The sequence below is a fragment of the Azospirillum ramasamyi genome, assembly GCF_003233655.1.
Taxonomy (GTDB): domain Bacteria; phylum Pseudomonadota; class Alphaproteobacteria; order Azospirillales; family Azospirillaceae; genus Azospirillum; species Azospirillum ramasamyi.
In genome coordinates, this window is the sequence record NZ_CP029829.1 from 1,718,118 (window position 1) to 1,735,134 (window position 17,017).

Sequence of the window (17,017 nt, forward strand, 5' to 3'; positions counted from 1 at the left end):
ACAAATTCCGTCAGACGCGGACCAGATGGACCTCCGTCACCGGCTTCTTGCCATGGGACGCATTGAAGCAGCGGCGGACGGCGATCCGCGCCGCCTCCTTCACCTGGGCGTCGTCGGCGCGCGCGGATTTGGGCAGCATCGCCACCGATTCACGCACCGCGTCGACCACGTCGAGCAGCAGGTCGCGGTCGGTCGCCTCGTCGATCAGCCCCATCACCGCGACCTGCGGCGCGGTCAGCAGTTCCCCGCTCCCGGTCATCACCAGCGTCACCACGGCGGCGCCGTTGTTCACCATGCGGTTGCGCGTCCGCATCATTCCCGTGTCGAGCGGCACCAGCCGCTTGCCGTCCACCGCCATGCGGCCCGCCCGCACATGGGCCACCACCTGCGCGCCTTCGGCCCCGTCGAGCCGGATCAGCTCGCCATTGGCAGGCACGATGCTGTGGGCGACCTGACAATCCTCCGCCAGGGCGGCGTGGGCCTGCTGGTGGCGCTGCTCGCCATGGACCGGAACGGCGATGCGCGGCCGGACCCACTGGTACATGCGCACCAACTCGTCCCGCGCCGGGTGTCCGGAGACATGGACCGCCGCTTCGTCCGCCGTCACCAACTCCACCCCCAGTGCGACCAGCTGGTTCTGCATGCGGCCGATGGCCCGCTCGTTGCCGGGGATCTCGCGGGAGGAAAAGATCACCACGTCGCCGCGCGACAGCGTCACCTGCGGATGGTCGTTCCCGGCGATGCGGGCAAGGGCGGAACGCGGCTCTCCCTGGCTGCCGGTGCAGATCAGCACCAGTTTCTCCCGCGGCAGGTAGCTGGCGTCATGCTCCGACAGGAACTTCGGCACATCGGCCAGATAGCCGCTGGCGCGCGCCGCCTCGTTGATCCGCCAGAGCGACCGGCCGACCAGCGCCACATGGCGGTCATGGGCGGCGGCGGCAGCGGCGATGCTCTCCAGCCGCGCCACGTTGGTGGCGAAGCAGCTGACCGCGATCCGCGAGCCGCGGTAGCGCCCGAACAGCTCCATCAGCGAGGCCCGTACCGTCGCCTCCGATCCGGCGGAGCCCGGAACCAGCGCGTTCGTGCTGTCGCCCACCAGCGCCAGCACCCCCTCGTCGCCGATGGCCCGCAGCCTTTCCTCGTCGGCGGTGTCGCCGACCAGCGGATCGGGGTCCAGCTTCCAGTCACCGGTGTGCAGGACGGTACCGGCGGAGGTGCGGATGGCGAGCGCGTTCGGCTCCGGGATCGAATGCGTCATGGTGACGTACTCGACGGAGAAGGGGCCGATCTCCACCGTGCCGCCCAGCGGAATCTCGTGGATCGGAACCGTCGCGCTCAAGCCCTTCTCCTGCAGCTTGGCGCGCAGGAAGGCCGCGGTGAAAGGCGTGCAATAGACCGGGCAGCGCAGTTCCGGCCACAGGTACTGTACGGCGCCGAGATGGTCCTCATGGGCGTGCGTCAGCACCAGCCCGACCAGATCCTGCCGCCGCTCGGTGATGAAGGCCGGGTCCGGCATGATCACGTCGAGGCCCGGCATGGTGTCGTCGGCGAAGGAGATGCCGAGGTCCACCATCAGCCACTTGCCCCGATGGCCGTAGAGGTTGAGGTTCATCCCGATCTCGCCGGAACCGCCGAGCGGGAGGAAATACAGGGCGCCATCCTCCGGAACGAAGGTGTCCGCCGGGGCTGCAGGGGTTCCGGCGGCGGTCTTGGAGGATTGTGTCATTGGACCGTGTTGCGCTTGTGGATCAGGAGGAGACCGCGGAGCGTCAGCTCATTGTCGGTGTGTTCGATCACATGGGTAGCCTTGGCGAAAAGAACAGCCAATCCGCCAGTGGCGACAACCCGCATGGGTTCGCCGTACTCCGCCCGGATGCGGGACACCAGCCCTTCGATCAGGCCGACATACCCCCAGAAGATACCCGACTGCATGCAGGCGATGGTGTTCCTGCCGATCACATGCTCCGGCGGCTGGATTTCCACCCGCGGCAGCTTGGAGGCGGCCATCTGCAGCGCCTCCAACGACAGGTTCAGCCCCGGTGCGATCACGCCGCCGCAATAATTGCCGTCGGCGTCCACCACGTCGAAGGTCGTCGCCGTGCCGAAATCGATGACGATCAGCGGCGATTTGTAGGTCGCGGCGGCCGCCACCGTGTTGACCAGCCGGTCGGCCCCGACCTCCTCCGGCCGGTCGACCAGCGCCTTGGCGCCCAGATCGACGCCGGGCTGGCCGACGATCACCGGTTCGCAGCCGAAATGATCCTTGCACAGGCGCTTCAGGTTGAAGGTGGCGCCCGGCACGACGCTGGCGATGATGGTGCCATGGATGTCAACCGGCTTCAGCCCCTTCAGCGCCATCAGGTGCGTCAGCCACACCATGTATTCGTCGGAGGTGCGTTTGGGATCGGTCGCCGTGCGCCAGATGCCGCGCTGGCGGTCGCCGTCGTAAATGGCGAACACCACATTCGTGTTTCCGGCGTCGATGGCTAGCAGCATGGCATCGTCCTGAAGGCGTTGGGCTCTTGGGTCAGCGTGTGGCGGGAGGCGCGAAGAACACGTCCCCGGCGGCGATCCGCTGACGCGGTCCGCCGTCCGTTGGATCAAGCAACAGAACGCCGTCGCTGTCCAGATCGGCGAAGGTACCGGGGATCGTCCGATCGGCCAGCCTGACCACGATCGGGCCGCCCAGCCCGCGGGCGCGCGACAGCCACGCTTCCCGCACCGGCGCGAAGCCATGGGCACGCCAGCGGCCATACCAGGTCGCCAGATGGCCGGCGAACACCTCCAGCAGAGCCCCGGCACCCATCGGCGGCGCCCCCTCGGCGATCAGCGATGTCGCACCATAGTCGGCGGTCGCGGGAAAATGCCGCAGGTTGATGCCGACGCCAAGCACCACCCAGGCGACCGTACCGTCCGCCGCCGGCTCCGACTCGAGGAGGATGCCGGACAGCTTGCGGTCATGCACCAGCACGTCGTTCGGCCATTTGCAGCGCACGCCACCGGGATCGGCCAGCACCGATTCGGCCGTCTCGGCGATGGCGAGCGCGGCGACGAAGGAGATCTGCGCAGCCTCCGCCGGCGGCAGGCCCGGCCGCAGGATCGTCGTGCTGTAGAGATTGCCTTCGGGAGAGGTCCAGGCCCGGCCACGCCGGCCGCGCCCGCTTTCCTGCCGGCGGGCCCAGACGATGGTGCCTTCCGGCGCCCCTGAACGCGACAAGGCCTTCGCTTCGTCGTTCGTACTGCCGACGGAGTCGAAGGCCTTGACCTGGAAGCCCGGAGGCAGGCGCAGTCGCGCCGCCTCCGCTTCGAGCGATAACGTCATCGGTCCGCCGTCATCCGGCGAACAGGGCCGCCGCGGCAGCCGCCGCACCGTTCAGGATCGGCGCCGGAGCGACGAAGAACAGCAGGGTGAACAGGCTGGTGACGACCAGGACACCGGTCATGCCGTCGTCGTTCACCTTGTCCACCACCACCGCGGGCTCATCGAAATACATGATCTTGATGATGCGCAGGTAGTAGAAGGCGCCGACGACGCTCGTCAGCACGCCGATCACGGCCAGCAGGTACTCCTGGGCGGCGACGGCTGCGAGGAAGACATAGAGCTTGCCGAAGAAACCGGCCATCGGCGGGATGCCGGCCATGGAGAACATGAAGATCGCCATGGTCGCGGCCAGCATCGGGTTGGTCTTCGACAGGCCGGCGAAGTCCTTGATGTCCTCCAGCATCCGGCCCTTGGCCTTCATGCTGAGGATGACCGCAAAGGCGCCGATGTTCATGGCGATGTAGAGCGCCATGTAGATCAGCACGCCGCGCACGCCGTCCTGGGTGCCCGTGGCCAGACCGACCAGGGCGTAACCGACATGGCCGATGGAGCTGTAGGCCATCAGGCGCTTGATGTTGGTCTGCATGATGGCGACGAAGGACCCGATCACCATCGACAGCACGGCGGCGGCGACCAGAACCTGATGCCACTGGGCGGCGAGGTTGCCGAACGGCTCCATCACCACGCGGGTCAGCAGGGCGATGGCCGCGACCTTCGGAGCCGCCGCGAAGAAGGCGGTCACCGGGGTCGGGGCACCCTCATAGACGTCCGGGGTCCACATGTGGAACGGCGCCGCGGAAATCTTGAAGGCCAGGCCGGCCATGACGAAGACGAGGCCGATCACCAGACCCGGCGACACGGGGGCGCCGCCGGCGAACAGCGCCGCCACCTTGTCGAAGGAGGTCGTGCCGGCGAAGCCGTAGACCAGCGACGCACCGTAGAGCAGCATGCCCGAGGACAGCGAGCCGAGGACGAAGTACTTGAGGCCGGCTTCCGAGGACTTGGCGCTGTCGCGGCGGAAGGCCGCGATGACGTAGAGCGCGAGGCTCTGCGTCTCCAGACCGACATACAGAGAGATGAAATCGTTGGCCGAGATCATCATCAGCATGCCGAGGGTCGCGAAGATCATCAGCACCGGGAACTCGAAGCGTGCCATCTGCTCCCGCTCGTTGAAGCCGAGCGAGAGGATGACCGCGAAAGCCGCCGAGACCAGCACCAGCACCTTCATGAAGACGCCGAAGGCGTCCATCACGAACATGCCGTTGAAGGTGACGATCCGGCCGCTGCCGTAGCCCATCGCCAGGACGGCGGCGAGCAGCATGGCGACGATCGCCAGGTAGGAGACGGGACGGGTGAAGCCGTCGCCGCGGAACACGCCCAGCATCAGCAGGGCGATGCCCGAGAGTGCCAGGAAGATCTCCGGCAGGGCCGGCCAGATGTCGGGAAACACTGCGGTCATGTCGAAGAACCCCTTACCGAGCGGCGACCGAGACACCGGACGCGGCGTGCGACGCGGCCAGCTTGGTCTGGTAGGTCTGGATCAGCTGCTCGACCGATGCCGAGGTGACGTTCAGGAAGCTGTTGGGATAGATGCCCATCCACAGGACGACGGCGATCAGCGGCACGAACACCGCGATCTCGCGCGGGGTGACGTCGAACATCGCCTTGACGTCCGACTTGACCAGCTTGCCGTAGACGACGCGGCGGTACAGCCACAGCGCGTAGGCGGCACCCAGGACCATGCCGGTGGCGGCGAGCGCGGCGACCCAGGTGTTGTCGCGGAAGACGCCCAGCAGCACCAGGAACTCGCCGACGAAACCGGAGGTGCCCGGCAGGCCGACCGACGCCATGGTCATGAACAGGAAGATCACCGCGTATTTCGGCATGTTCTTCACGAGGCCGCCGTAGCGGGCGATCTCGCGGGTGTGCAGGCGGTCATAGACGACGCCGACGCACAGGAACAGCGCGCCCGACACCACGCCGTGCGACAGCATCTGGAACACCGAACCCTCGATGCCCTGCTGGTTCAGCGCGAACATGCCGATGGTGACGAAGCCCATGTGGGCGACCGACGAGTAGGCGATCAGCTTCTTCATGTCCTCCTGGGCGAGAGCGACCAGCGAGGTGTAGATCACGGCGATGACCGACAGGGCGTAGATCAGCGGCGCGAAATACTCGGTGGCTTCCGGCAGGATCGGAATGTTGAAGCGCAGGAAGCCGTAGCCGCCCATCTTCAGCAGCACGCCGGCCAGGATCACCGAACCGGCGGTCGGCGCCTCGACGTGGGCGTCCGGCAGCCAGGTGTGGACCGGCCACATCGGCACCTTCACCGCGAAGGAGGCGAAGAAGGCCAGCCACAGCCACAGCTGCATGTTGCGCGAGAAATGCGTGGCGGTGATGGTCGGGATGTCGGTGGTGCCGGCCACGAAATACATGGCCAGGATCGCCAGCAGCATCAGGACCGAGCCGAGCAGCGTGTAGAGGAAGAACTTGAAGGCGGCATAGACGCGGCGCGGGCCGCCCCAGATACCGATGATCAGGAACATCGGGATCAGGACGCCTTCGAAGAACATGTAGAACAGCACGAAGTCCAGCGCGCAGAACATCCCGATCATCAGGGTTTCCAGCACGAGGAAGGCCATCATGTATTCTTTCAGCCGGACCTGCACCGACTCCCAGCTCGCCAGGATGCACAGGGGCATCAGGAAGCCGGACAGGACGACGAACAGCACCGAGATGCCGTCGACGCCCATGTGGTAGTTGATGCCGAATTCCGGGATCCAGGCCGCCTTCTCGACCATCTGGTAGCCGGGATTGCTTGGATCGAAGTTGGCCCAGACGAGCAGGGTCAGCACGAAGGTGACGAGCGTCGTCCACAGCGAGATATACCGCACGTTCCGCAGCACGTCCGGGGAATTGCCCCGGCAGAACAGCAGGATCAGCGCGACGCCCACGAGCGGCAGGAAGGTCGCGAACGACAGGATCGGCCAGCTAGCCATTGTTGTTGTTCTCCTTCGATACCGCTCAGCCGAAGACCGACAGCCAGGCGACGAACAGGACGACCCCGATCACCATGGCAAAGGCGTAATGATAGACGTAACCGGACTGCAGACGGCTTGCGCGCGCCGCGACATCGCGGGTGGCTGCGGCGATGCCGTCGGGTCCGACGCCGTCGATCACCGCACCGTCGCCCGCCTTCCACAGCCCATAGCCCAGGGCCTTGGCCGGACGGGTGAACAGCGCGTCATACAGCTCGTCGAAGTACCACTTGTTGTAGAGGAACTTGTAGATGCGAGGGAAGGTGCCGGCGATCCTGCCCGGCAGGCCCGGCATCATGATGTAGCCGATATAGGCCATGGCGATGCCGATCAGGCCGACCACCAGCGGAGCCAGCTTGACCCAGAGCGGGGTGTAGTGATGCGCGGCCTCGATGGTGTCGTACTGCTGCAGCACCAGCAGGGCCTTGCCCCAGAACTCGGCGCGGTCGTGGCCGATGAACCACTCGTGGAAGCCGACACCGGCGAACAGCGCGCCCAGAGTCAGCACCCCCAGCGGCACCAGCATGACGACCGGCGACTCATGGGCGTGGTCGTAGATTTCCTTGTCCATCCGCGGCTTGCCGTGGAAGGTCAGGAACAGAAGGCGCCAGGAATAGAAGGCGGTCATCAGCGCGGCGGCGATGCCCAGCGCGAAGGCGAAGCGCCCCACCCCGCTGTCGGAGGCGAAGGCCGCCTCCAGGATCATGTCCTTGGAATAGTAGCCGGCGAAGAAGGGCAGACCGGCGAGCGCCAGGTTGCCGATCCACATCACCGCGTAGGTGAAGGGGATCTTGCGCCAGACGCCGCCCATCTTGCGCATGTCCTGCTCGTGATGCAGGGCATGGATGACCGAGCCGGCGCCGAGGAACAGCAGCGCCTTGAAGAAGGCGTGGGTGAACAGGTGGAACATGGCGGCGCCATAGGCCGATACGCCGATGGCGAAGAACATGTAGCCGAGCTGGGACATCGTCGAATAGGCAATGACCCGCTTGATGTCGAACTGGGTGAAACCGATGGTCGCGGCGACGAAGGCGGTCAGGGCGCCGACGACCGCGACGATTTCCAGCGCCGTCGGCGCGTATTCCAGCACCGGGGACAGGCGGCAGAGCATGAACACGCCGGCGGTGACCATGGTGGCCGCGTGGATGAGCGCCGACACGGGGGTCGGGCCTTCCATCGCGTCCGGCAGCCAGGTGTGCAGGCCGAGCTGCGCCGACTTGCCCATCGCGCCGATGAACAGCAGCAGGCAGGCGATGGTCAGGCCGTTGAAGTCCCAGCTGAGGAAATGCAGCGTCTCGCCGGTCAGCGTCGGGGCCTTCGCGAAGATCGTGTCGAACTGGACCGAACCGGTCAGCACGAAGATCGCGAAGATGCCGAGCACGAAGCCGAAGTCGCCGACGCGGTTGACCAGGAAGGCCTTCATGGCGGCGGCGTTGGCCGACGGCTTCTCGTACCAGAAGTTGATCAGCAGGTAGGAGGCCAGACCGACGCCCTCCCAGCCGAAGAACATCTGAACGAGGTTGTCCGCCGTCACCAGCATCAGCATGGCGAAGGTGAACAGCGACAGATAGGCCATGAAGCGCGGCTTCTGCGGATCCTCGGCCATGTAGCCGATGGAGTACAGATGCACGCAGGCCGACACGGTGTTGACGACGATCAGCATCACCGCGGTGAGTTGGTCGACGCGCAACGCCCACTTCACGTCCAGCGTGCCGCTCTGGATCCAGGTCATCAGCTCGACCGTGCGCGGATGACCGCCGACGGCGACGTCGAAGAACAGGATCCAGGACAGGATCGCCGAGACGAGCACGGCGCCGGTGGTCACGTATTGCGAGACGCGGTCGCCGACGGTCGGCGGCCCGGCGACGACGTGATGGTCGTCGTGGGCATCGTCGTGCGCGTGATCCAGCTCGTCGTGCGAGATGGCATGGGCATGATCGTCATGGGCGTGCGCGACCCGGGCGTGCCCGTGATCATCATGGCCATGACCGTGACTTCCGTGACCCGCGGCGGCCGGCTCGGCCTTCGGCCCGCCGAACAGCGCGATCGATCCGGCGATGAGGAACGCCAGGAGCGGAAGGAATACGACTAGCACTTCCATGGCGCCGCCTCAGCCCTTCATCATGTTGATGTCTTCGACTCGGATCGAGCCGCGGTTGCGGAAGTAGACCACCAGGATGGCGAGGCCGATGGCCGCCTCGGCGGCGGCGACGGTCAGGATGATCATGGCGAAGATCTGACCGACCAGATCGTGCAGGTAGGTCGAGAAGGCGACGAGGTTCAGGTTCACCGCCAGCAGCATCATCTCGATCGACATCAGGATGATGATGACGTTCTTCCGGTTGAGGAAGATTCCCAGCACACCCAGCGTGAAGATGATGGCCGAGACCGTCAGGTAATGTCCGAGACCGATCTCCATGATCACACGCCCTCCCCGGTCGTGACCTTGCGAACGACGACCACGTCTTCCCGGCGACGGGAGATCTGTTCGCCGACATTCTGTTTGCGCACACCCGGACGATGCCGAAGCGTCAGCACGATGGCGCCGATCATGGCGATCAGCAGGACGATGCCGGACGCCTGGAACAGGTAGACGTACTGCGTGTACATCAGCCGGCCCAGCGCATGGGTGTTCGTCACCTGGTCGAGTTCCGGGGTCGGCGCGCCGACGGCGGTCGCGACATTCGGAGCGACGATCCAGCCGCCCAGCACGGCCACCAGTTCCGCCAGCAGGATCAGCCCGACGAGCGCGCCCAGCGGCAGCGCTTCCATCGCGCCCTGGCGCAGTTCGCGGAAGTTGATGTCGAGCATCATCACCACGAACAGGAACAGCACGGCCACGGCGCCGACATAGACGATGACGAGGATCATCGCGATGAACTCGGCGCCCATCAGGACGCAGAGGCCGGCCGCCTGGAAGAAGGCGAGGATCAGGAAAAGGACCGAATGAACGGGGTTCCGCGCCGAGATGACCATCACACCGGAGGCCACCAGCAGCGCGGCGAACACGTAGAAGGCGATGCCTTGGAGTATCATCGTTTTTCTCGCTTCCGCTTACCGGTAAGGAGCCTCGGCCGCGAGGTTCTGGGCGATTTCCGCCTCCCAGCGGTCGCCGTTCGCCAGCAGCTTCTGCTTGTTGTAGAAGAGCTCTTCACGGGATTCGGTGGAGAACTCGAAGTTCGGCCCCATGACCACCGCGTCGACCGGGCAGGCCTCCTGGCACAGGCCGCAGTAGATGCACTTGGTCATGTCGATGTCGTAGCGCGTGGTGCGGCGGCTGCCGTCGTCACGCGGTTCGGCCTCGATGGTGATGGCGAGAGCCGGGCACACCGCTTCGCAGAGCTTGCACGCGATGCAGCGCTCCTCGCCATTCGCATAGCGGCGGAGCACATGCTCGCCGCGGAAGCGCGAGCTGATGGGGCCCTTCTCGTAGGGATAGTTGATCGTGACCTTGGGCTTGAACATGTAGCGCAAGGTCAGCGCCATGCCGCCCAGCAGCTCGGTCAGGAACAGGCTGCGCGCCGCGCGGTCGAGGAACGCCATGGCCTCTTCGTCTCCTTCCTCGCCGGCGGGCGCCCGTTTGCTCGGACGCCTCGCCGGCACTCAAATCGACACATCAGTGATGGGTTCGGTGCTTGCTTTTGCGGGGGGCCGCTTACTTGGGCAGCAAGTCGAAGGTCACCAGCACGCCGGCGGTCAGCACGACCCAGAACAGCGAGAAGGGCAGGAAAACCTTCCAACCCAGCCGCATCAGCTGGTCGTAGCGGTAGCGCGGCATGGTGGCGCGAACCCAGACAAAGGTGAACAGGCACAGCGCGATCTTCAGCGCGAACCACACGATGCCCGGCACCCAGGTGAAGGGCGCGAAGGGCAGCGGGGGCAGCCAGCCGCCGAGGAACAGGATGCTCGTCATCGCGCTCATCAGGATCATGTTGGCGTATTCGCCAAGGAAGAAGAGCGCGAAGGGAGCGGAGCTGTACTCCACCATGAAGCCGGCGACCAGTTCCGACTCGCCTTCCGGCAGGTCGAAGGGGGCGCGGTTGGTTTCCGCGAGCGCCGAGATGAAGAACATCACGAACATCGGCAGCAGCGGGATGGCGAACCAGACCTTTTCCTGCGCGTGCACGATGTCGGTCAGGTTCAGCGAGCCGACGCAGAGCAGCACGGTGATGATGATGAGGCCCATCGAGACCTCGTAGGACACCATCTGCGCCGCGGAGCGCAGCGCGCCCAGGAAGGCGTAGCGCGAGTTCGACGCCCAACCGGCCATCACGATGCCGTACACGCCCAGCGACGAAATCGCGAACAGGTACAGCACGCCGACGTTGATGTTGGACAGCACCACCCCGTAGTCGAACGGGATGACCGCCCAGGCGATCAGCGCCAGGAAGAAGGTCAGCATCGGCGCGATGTAGAAGACGATGCGGTTGGCGCCTTCCGGCAGAACCTGCTCCTTCGCGAACAGCTTCAGGCCGTCGGCGAAGGGCTGCATCAGGCCGAACGGGCCCACGATTGCCGGCCCCTGGCGCAGCTGCATCGCGCCCATGATCTTGCGCTCGGCATAGGTCATGAAGGCGACGGCCACCAGCAGCGGCACGATGATCGCCAGGATTTGCAGGACCATAATGATCAGCGGCAGGAGGAAGCCGCTCCAGAACTCAGCCATGGGTGCCAGTCCTTTCCTGAGCAGGGCCCACCAGCGCTTCCGTGCAGTTGGCCATCGTCACCGATGCCCGGCTGATCGGGTCGGTCATGTAGAAGTTGGAGATCGGCGTCACGAAGGGAGCGGCGTCCACCGGGCCCTGCGCGCCGAAGGGCGCCCAGGCGGCCGGGGTCATCTCGCCGACCGCGCCGAAGATCGGGTTCGCCGCCATCAGACGCTGGCGCAGCTGGCCGTGGGTGTCGAAGGGCAGCGTGGTGCCCAGGACTTCCGACAGGGCGCGGACGATCTTCCAGTCCTCGCGCGCCTCGCCGGGCGGGAAGACCGCGAGGCGGGCGAGCTGCGGACGGCCTTCGGTGTTGACGTAGACCGCGTTCTTTTCGGTGTAGGCGGCACCCGGCAGGATGACGTCGGCGCGATGGGCGCCGGCATCGCCGTGATGGCCCTGATAGACGACGAAGGCGTTGCCCAGCCGGCCCATGTCGATCTCGTCGGCGCCCAGCAGGTAGACCACGTCGATCTCGCCCTTCGACGCGCCGTCGAGGATGCCATGAACGTCGCGGCCGCCCTCGCCCGGCAGGAAGCCGACTTCGATGCCGCCGACACGCGCCGCGGCGGTGTGCAGGACGTTGAAGCCGTTCCAGTCGTCGCGGAACATGCCGTAGGCCTCGCCGACCAGACGGGCGGCGGCCTGCACCGCCAGACCGTCGGCGCGCTGGAAGGCGCCCATGCCGACGATGATCATCGGATTCTTGGCGGCGCGCAGGGTCTCGGCGAACGGATGGCTGCCGTCGACCAGCTGCTGCAGCGTCTCCGGACCGGAGCCGATCACGCTGTAGGGATAGGTCAGGTCACGCTGCTCGCCGATGGAGGCGATGGTGACGCCGCCGGCCAGATAGCGCTTGCGGATGCGGGCGTTGACCAGCGTGCCTTCCCAGCGCGGGTTGGTGCCGACCAGCAGGATGACGTCGGCCTTCTCGATGCCGGCGATGCCCGAGTTGAACAGGTAGCCGGCGCGCACCGAGGTGTCGAACCGCGCACCGTCCTGGCGGCAATCCAGATTCGCCGACCCCAGACGCGACAGCAGCTCCTTCAGGGCGAACTGCGCCTCGACGTCGACCAGATCGCCGGAGATGGCGGCGATGCGGTTGCCGGGCAGGCCCTTCAGGCGCGCCGCGATGGCGGTGAAGGCCTCGGCCCAGCTGGCCGGGACCAGCTTGCCGTTCTGGCGGATGTAGGGGCGGTCCAGGCGCTGGCGCTTCAGACCGTCATAGGAGTAGCGGCTCTTGTCGTTCAGCCACTCCTCGTTGATGTCGTCGTTCACGCGCGGCAGGACGCGCATCACCTCGGCGCCGCGGGCGTCGACGCGGATGTTCGAGCCGACGGCGTCGAGGACGTCGATGGTCTCGGTCTTGCGCAGTTCCCACGGGCGCGCCGTGAAGGCGTAGGGCTTGTGGGTCAGCGCACCGACCGGGCAGACGTCGGCGAGGTTGCCCGACAGCTCCGAACCGATCGCCTTCTCGACGAAGGTGGTGATCTCCATATGCTCGCCGCGATAGACGGCGCCGACATCGGGAACACCGGCCACTTCGTTGATGAAGCGGATGCAGCGGGTGCAATGGATGCAACGGGTCATGATGGTCTTGATGACCGGACCCATATACTTGTCCTTGACCGCCCGCTTGTTCTCGCCGTAGCGGCCGCGGTCGAAGCCATAGGCCATGGCCTGGTCCTGCAGATCGCACTCGCCGCCCTGGTCGCAGATCGGGCAATCCAGCGGGTGGTTGATCAGCAGGAACTCCATGACGCCCTTGCGGGCCTTCAGGACGGTCTCGCTGTTGGTGCGGACGACCATTCCGTCGCCGCAGGGCATGGCGCAGGACGCGACCGGCTTGGGCGCGCGCTCCATCTCCACCAGGCACATGCGGCAGTTGGCCGGCACGCTGAGACGCTCGTGGTAGCAGAAGCGCGGAATCTCGATCCCCAGCTGCTCGCAAGCCTGGAGGATCGAGGTGCCCGGTTCGACCTCGATCTCGATCCCGTCGATGGTCAGTTTCGGCATGGGAACGGGAACTCCTTACTCGGCCGCCAGCGGGGCGCTGTTGCGGTAGGCCTGGATGCGCCGCTCGACCTCCGGACGGAAGTGGCGGAACAGGCCCTGGATCGGCCAGGCGGCGGCGTCGCCGAGCGCGCAGATGGTGTGGCCCTCGACCTGCTTGGTGACCTGCAGCAGCATGTCGATCTCTTCCATGCGCGCATTGCCGGTGACCATGCGCTGCATGACGCGGCTCATCCAGCCGGTGCCCTCGCGGCACGGCGTGCACTGGCCGCAGGACTCATGCGCGTAGAACTGCGACAGGCGGGCGATGGCCTTCACGATGTCGGTGGACTTGTCCATCACGATCACAGCGGCGGTGCCGAGGCCGGACTGCACTTCGCGCAGGCTATCGAAGTCCATCAGGACGGTGTCGCAGATCGACTTCGGCAGGACCGGAACCGACGAGCCGCCGGGGATGATGCCCAGCAGGTTGTCCCAGCCGCCGCGCACGCCGCCGGCATGCTTCTCGATCAGCTCCTTCAGCGGGATGCCCATCTCCTCTTCCACGTTGCACGGCTTGTTGACGTGCCCGGAGATGCAGAAGAGCTTGGTGCCCGAGTTCTTCGGACGGCCGAGGCCGGCGAACCAGGAGGCGCCGCGACGCAGGATGGTGGGAACCACCGCGATGGATTCGACGTTGTTCACCGTGGTCGGGCAGGAATAGAGACCGGCCTGGGCGGGGAACGGCGGCTTGTTGCGCGGCTGGCCCTTCTTGCCCTCGATCGACTCGATGAGCGCGGTTTCCTCGCCGCAGATATACGCGCCCGCACCGCGGTGGATGTAGACGTCGTAGCTGTAGCCGGTGCCGCAGGCGTTCTTGCCGATCAGCCCCGCAGCATACGCCTCGTCGATGGCGCGCTGGACGTTGGAACCCTCGTTGTAGAACTCGCCGCGGATGTAGATGTAGCAGGCGCTGGCACCGATGGCGAAACCGGCGATCAGGCAGCCTTCGATCAGCTTGTGCGGATCGTGGCGCAGGATGTCGCGGTCCTTGCAGGTGCCGGGCTCGCCCTCGTCGGCGTTGATGACGAGGTAGACGGGCTTGTCGGTCACGTTCTTCGGCATGAAGGACCACTTCATGCCGGTCGAGAAGCCGGCGCCGCCGCGGCCGCGCAGCCCCGATTCCTTCACCTGCTCGATGATCCAATCCCGGCCCTGGGCCAGGAAGGACGCCGTGTTGTCCCAATCACCGCGCTTGCGGGCCGCCTCGAGACCGAAGTCCTGGTAGCCGTAGAGGTTGGTGAAGATGCGGTCCTCATCGCGAAGCATCGCTGTCTCCTCCCCCTCAATCGTCCGCTTGCGTGGTGGCGCCCGCTTGCGCGGTGGTGAAAGCCTTCAGCGTCGTCGGGCCGCCGACCGGCTCCGAGGACTGACGGCCGATCTGCGAACCGGGCTTCGGCGTCTCGCCGCGCGCCAGCGCGTCGAGGATGCGTTCCATGTGCTCCGGGGCCACGTCTTCGTAGTAATCGTCACCGATCTGCACGACCGGGGCGTTGACGCAGGCGCCCGAGCATTCGACCTCGCCCAGGGTGAACTGGCCGTCGGCCGTGGTCTCGCCCACCTCGATGCCGAGCTTCTTCTTGCAGGTGTGGACGATGTCGTCCGACCCGCGCAGCCAGCAGGGCGTGGTGGTGCAGACCTGGATGTGGTGCCTGCCGACCGGGTTCTTGTTGTACATCGTGTAGAAGGTCGCGACCTCGTACACGCGGATGCGCGGCATGCCGAGCAGGTCGGCCACGGCGTCCATGGCGACGCGCGGCAGCCAGCCGCCGTTCTGGCGCTGGGCCACGTCCAGCAGCGGCATGCAGGCGCTGGCCTGCTTGCCCTCCGGGTATTTGGCGATGATGCGCTTCGCCAGCTCCAGGTTTTCCGGAGTGAAGGTGAAGCTGGTCGGCTCGGCGTGGCCGTGATCGGAAGCGGGCGCGCTCATCGATCGATTTCTCCGAAAACGATGTCCATCGAGGCGATGTTGGCGACGGCGTCGGCCAGCATGTGACCCTTCGACATGAAGTCCAGGCCCTGAAGATGGGCGAAGCCCGGCGCGCGGATCTTGCAGCGGTAGGGCTTGTTGGTGCCGTCGGACACCAGATACACGCCGAACTCGCCCTTGGGCGCTTCGATGGCGGTGTAGGTCTCGCCGGCGGGGACGTGGAAGCCCTCGGTGAAGAGCTTGAAGTGGTGGATCAGCGCTTCCATCGAGCGCTTCATCTCGCCGCGCGGCGGCGGCGACACCTTGCGGTCCTCGATCTTGTACGGACCGGCCGGCATCTCCTTGCAGCACTGGCGGATGATGCGCAGCGACTGCCGCATCTCCTCCATGCGCACGAGATAGCGCGCCCAGCAGTCGCCGGTCAGGCCGACCGGGACGTCGAACTCCATGCGGTCGTAGACCTCGTAGGGCTGCGACTTGCGCAGATCCCAGGCGACGCCGGAGCCGCGCAGCATCGGACCGGTGAAGGCCCAGTCGAGCGCCTCCTCCTTGGTGACGATGCCGATGTCGACCGTGCGCTGCTTGAAGATGCGGTTCTCGCTCAGCAGGCTCTCGAGGTCGTCCATGAACTTCGGAAAACGCTCGGTGAAGGCCCAGATGTCGTCCAGCAGCCCGTCCGGCAGGTCCCAGGCGACGCCGCCCGGCCGGAAATAGTTGGCGTGCAGACGGGCGCCCGAAACCCGCTCGTAGAACTCCATGAGGATTTCGCGTTCCTCGAAGCCCCACAGGGCCGGCGTGATGGCGCCGACGTCGAGCGCACCCGTCGTGATCGACAGGATGTGGTTCAGGATGCGCGTGATCTCCGAGAACAGCACGCGGATGTACTGGGCGCGCAGCGGCGCCTTGATCTGCAGCAGGTTCTCGATGCCGAGCACATAGGCGTGCTCCATGCACATCGGGCTGACATAGTCCAGGCGGTCGAAATACGGCACGGCCTGGACGTAGGTCTTGTACTCGATCAGCTTTTCGGTGCCGCGGTGCAGCAGGCCGATATGCGGATCGCAGCGCTCCACCACCTCGCCGTTCAGCTCCATCACCAGACGGAGCACGCCGTGGGCGGCCGGGTGCTGCGGCCCGAAATTCATCGTGTAGGGCTTGATCTGCGTCTTGGTCTCGGGCCCGGACGCGCTGATCGGCCCGCTCGGACCAGTCGTGACGACGCCGGTCGCCGATTCGGTCGAAACGGTCATGCTCACGGCTTCTTGCTCCCGTCCTGGAGGGCCGCCTTCTCATCGCCGGGCAGCATGACGTTGGTCATGCCTTCCCACGGGCTGAGGAAGTCGAAGGCGCGGAAATCCTGGGTCAGACGAACCGGCTCGTAGATCACGCGCTTCTGGTCCTCGTCGTACCGGGCTTCGACATAGCCGGTCAGCGGGAAGTCCTTGCGGAAGGGGTGCCCCTCGAACCCGTAGTCGGTGAGGATGCGGCGCAGGTCCGGGTGATTCTCGAAGAAGATGCCGAACAGGTCCCAAACCTCGCGCTCGAACCAGTTGGCGGCGCTGAAGACGGCAACGGCCGACGGGACGGGGGTGTCCTCGTCGGTCGCCAGCTTCACGCGCATGCGACGGTTGTGGGTGTAGCTGAGCAGCTGATAGACGACCTCGAACCGCTCGACGCGGTCCGGGTAATCGACCGCGGTGATGTCGGTCAGCTGCTCGAACCGGATGGCCGGATCGTCGCGCAGCGCGGTGAGCACCGTCAGGATGGCCGGCCGTTTGACCGTCACCATCAGCTCGCCGAGCCTCACCTCGACCTTCAGGACGTCGCCGCCGAGTTTGGCCGCGATGACGTCCCCGAGTTCCTTCAACGCCTGTTCGGACATGGGTGGGACCCTGCCTTCCTACTTGTCTTCAGCGCGCTTGTCGTTCGCACCGCCGCCGGGCCGCAGAAAGCCCGGATGCGGAACGGG

Annotated in this window: 15 protein-coding genes; all 15 read right to left on the minus strand. The window is 66.0% G+C overall.

The window, feature by feature from the left end; all coding sequences use genetic code 11:
* Positions 1-10 precede the first annotated feature (10 nt).
* The 15 genes from DM194_RS07955 to DM194_RS08025 all read right to left on the minus strand — a co-directional run bounded on the left by DM194_RS07955 (position 11) and on the right by DM194_RS08025 (position 16,930).
* Positions 11-1,726: a ribonuclease J gene (locus DM194_RS07955; protein WP_111066727.1), complete on the minus strand. Its 1,716-nt coding sequence runs from the start codon at positions 1,724-1,726 to the stop codon at positions 11-13.
* The gene (locus tag DM194_RS07960; RefSeq protein ID WP_111066728.1) at positions 1,723-2,496 is read right to left on the minus strand and encodes a type III pantothenate kinase; all 774 of its coding nucleotides are present in this window, start codon (positions 2,494-2,496) and stop codon (positions 1,723-1,725) included. The genes DM194_RS07955 and DM194_RS07960 overlap by 4 nt, the downstream gene beginning before the upstream one ends.
* 31 nt (positions 2,497-2,527) lie before the next feature.
* Complete coding sequence (locus tag DM194_RS07965; RefSeq protein WP_111066729.1) at positions 2,528-3,322, minus strand: biotin--[acetyl-CoA-carboxylase] ligase; 795 nt, start codon at positions 3,320-3,322, stop codon at positions 2,528-2,530.
* Between the two features lie 10 nt (positions 3,323-3,332).
* On the minus strand, positions 3,333-4,781 hold the full coding sequence (gene nuoN / locus DM194_RS07970) for an NADH-quinone oxidoreductase subunit NuoN (RefSeq protein ID WP_111066730.1): 1,449 nt from the start codon (positions 4,779-4,781) through the stop codon (positions 3,333-3,335).
* 13 nt (positions 4,782-4,794) lie between these two features.
* Positions 4,795-6,321, minus strand: a complete 1,527-nt coding sequence (locus tag DM194_RS07975; RefSeq protein ID WP_111066732.1) for an NADH-quinone oxidoreductase subunit M — start codon at positions 6,319-6,321, stop codon at positions 4,795-4,797.
* A 25-nt stretch (positions 6,322-6,346) separates the two neighbouring features.
* A complete protein-coding gene (nuoL, locus tag DM194_RS07980) occupies positions 6,347-8,461 on the minus strand; it encodes an NADH-quinone oxidoreductase subunit L (RefSeq protein ID WP_111066734.1) in 2,115 nt (704 codons plus the stop codon).
* Between the two features lie 9 nt (positions 8,462-8,470).
* A complete protein-coding gene (nuoK, locus tag DM194_RS07985; protein WP_111066736.1) occupies positions 8,471-8,779 on the minus strand; it encodes an NADH-quinone oxidoreductase subunit NuoK in 309 nt (102 codons plus the stop codon).
* Between the two features lie 2 nt (positions 8,780-8,781).
* Entirely contained in the window at positions 8,782-9,396 is a 615-nt protein-coding gene (locus tag DM194_RS07990; RefSeq protein ID WP_111066738.1) for an NADH-quinone oxidoreductase subunit J, read from the minus strand.
* 18 nt (positions 9,397-9,414) lie between these two features.
* The gene (gene nuoI / locus DM194_RS07995) at positions 9,415-9,903 is read right to left on the minus strand and encodes an NADH-quinone oxidoreductase subunit NuoI (RefSeq protein WP_014248411.1); all 489 of its coding nucleotides are present in this window, start codon (positions 9,901-9,903) and stop codon (positions 9,415-9,417) included.
* A 112-nt stretch (positions 9,904-10,015) separates the two neighbouring features.
* Positions 10,016-11,026 carry an NADH-quinone oxidoreductase subunit NuoH gene (nuoH, locus tag DM194_RS08000; protein WP_111066740.1) on the minus strand — a complete coding sequence of 337 codons (1,011 nt, stop codon included), beginning with the start codon at positions 11,024-11,026 and terminating at the stop codon, positions 10,016-10,018.
* Positions 11,019-13,082 carry an NADH-quinone oxidoreductase subunit NuoG gene (gene nuoG, locus DM194_RS08005; RefSeq protein ID WP_111066742.1) on the minus strand — a complete coding sequence of 688 codons (2,064 nt, stop codon included), beginning with the start codon at positions 13,080-13,082 and terminating at the stop codon, positions 11,019-11,021. Before nuoG ends, nuoH begins: the two co-directional genes overlap by 8 nt.
* Before the next feature lie 15 nt (positions 13,083-13,097).
* Positions 13,098-14,387, minus strand: coding sequence for an NADH-quinone oxidoreductase subunit NuoF (gene nuoF, locus DM194_RS08010; protein WP_111066744.1), 1,290 nt, complete (start codon positions 14,385-14,387; stop codon positions 13,098-13,100).
* Between the two features lie 16 nt (positions 14,388-14,403).
* Positions 14,404-15,048 (minus strand): NADH-quinone oxidoreductase subunit NuoE, encoded by a 645-nt coding sequence (gene nuoE, locus DM194_RS08015; protein WP_111066746.1) that lies wholly within the window; start codon positions 15,046-15,048, stop codon positions 14,404-14,406.
* On the minus strand, positions 15,045-16,193 hold the full coding sequence (locus tag DM194_RS08020; RefSeq protein ID WP_246024321.1) for an NADH-quinone oxidoreductase subunit D: 1,149 nt from the start codon (positions 16,191-16,193) through the stop codon (positions 15,045-15,047). The genes nuoE and DM194_RS08020 overlap by 4 nt, the downstream gene beginning before the upstream one ends.
* 107 nt (positions 16,194-16,300) lie before the next feature.
* On the minus strand, positions 16,301-16,930 hold the full coding sequence (locus tag DM194_RS08025) for an NADH-quinone oxidoreductase subunit C (protein ID WP_111066749.1): 630 nt from the start codon (positions 16,928-16,930) through the stop codon (positions 16,301-16,303).
* Positions 16,931-17,017 lie beyond the last annotated feature (87 nt).

What these genes read in the sequence shown, in the direction of transcription:
- DM194_RS07955 (WP_111066727.1), bottom strand. Translation starts at nt 1,726, where the DNA reads ATGACACAATCCTCCAAGACCGCCGCCGGAACCCCTGCAGCCCCGGCG.
- DM194_RS07960 (WP_111066728.1), bottom strand. Translation starts at nt 2,496, where the DNA reads ATGCTGCTAGCCATCGACGCCGGAAACACGAATGTGGTGTTCGCCATT.
- DM194_RS07965 (WP_111066729.1), bottom strand. Translation starts at nt 3,322, where the DNA reads ATGACGTTATCGCTCGAAGCGGAGGCGGCGCGACTGCGCCTGCCTCCG.
- nuoN (WP_111066730.1), bottom strand. Translation starts at nt 4,781, where the DNA reads ATGACCGCAGTGTTTCCCGACATCTGGCCGGCCCTGCCGGAGATCTTC.
- DM194_RS07975 (WP_111066732.1), bottom strand. Translation starts at nt 6,321, where the DNA reads ATGGCTAGCTGGCCGATCCTGTCGTTCGCGACCTTCCTGCCGCTCGTG.
- nuoL (WP_111066734.1), bottom strand. Translation starts at nt 8,461, where the DNA reads ATGGAAGTGCTAGTCGTATTCCTTCCGCTCCTGGCGTTCCTCATCGCC.
- nuoK (WP_111066736.1), bottom strand. Translation starts at nt 8,779, where the DNA reads ATGGAGATCGGTCTCGGACATTACCTGACGGTCTCGGCCATCATCTTC.
- DM194_RS07990 (WP_111066738.1), bottom strand. Translation starts at nt 9,396, where the DNA reads ATGATACTCCAAGGCATCGCCTTCTACGTGTTCGCCGCGCTGCTGGTG.
- nuoI (WP_014248411.1), bottom strand. Translation starts at nt 9,903, where the DNA reads ATGGCGTTCCTCGACCGCGCGGCGCGCAGCCTGTTCCTGACCGAGCTG.
- nuoH (WP_111066740.1), bottom strand. Translation starts at nt 11,026, where the DNA reads ATGGCTGAGTTCTGGAGCGGCTTCCTCCTGCCGCTGATCATTATGGTC.
- nuoG (WP_111066742.1), bottom strand. Translation starts at nt 13,082, where the DNA reads ATGCCGAAACTGACCATCGACGGGATCGAGATCGAGGTCGAACCGGGC.
- nuoF (WP_111066744.1), bottom strand. Translation starts at nt 14,387, where the DNA reads ATGCTTCGCGATGAGGACCGCATCTTCACCAACCTCTACGGCTACCAG.
- nuoE (WP_111066746.1), bottom strand. Translation starts at nt 15,048, where the DNA reads ATGAGCGCGCCCGCTTCCGATCACGGCCACGCCGAGCCGACCAGCTTC.
- DM194_RS08020 (WP_246024321.1), bottom strand. Translation starts at nt 16,193, where the DNA reads ATGAATTTCGGGCCGCAGCACCCGGCCGCCCACGGCGTGCTCCGTCTG.
- DM194_RS08025 (WP_111066749.1), bottom strand. Translation starts at nt 16,930, where the DNA reads ATGTCCGAACAGGCGTTGAAGGAACTCGGGGACGTCATCGCGGCCAAA.